Genomic DNA, 243 nt, shown 5'->3' on the forward strand with positions numbered 1-243 from the left:
CTCAAGGCGGACATCGAGCAAAGCGCTATCCGGGTCTTTTGATGCCGAGAAAACTCAAGCCTGTCATCACTGAGATTATCGAGACAATCGACGGTGTGCTGGCAGCGACGTCAGGCAAATCTCTCGACGATTTCAAGGGCGACTGGCTTCTACGGCTCGCGATCCAGCGGGCGCTGGAAATCATCTCGGAAGCGAGCCGCCATTTGCCCGACGACCTCGTCGCCTCGGAGCCCGATATCCCCT

1 protein-coding gene is annotated in these 243 nt (G+C 58.0%); it reads left to right on the plus strand.

Annotation, left to right across the window (positions count from 1 at the left end; genetic code table 11):
* A partial coding sequence (locus tag SCA31_RS25145) for a DUF86 domain-containing protein (RefSeq protein WP_410699662.1) occupies nucleotides 1-243 on the plus strand: 243 nt, incomplete at both ends.

This window comes from Chryseobacterium sp. SIMBA_028 (assembly GCF_046535285.1).
GTDB lineage: Bacteria > Bacteroidota > Bacteroidia > Flavobacteriales > Weeksellaceae > Chryseobacterium.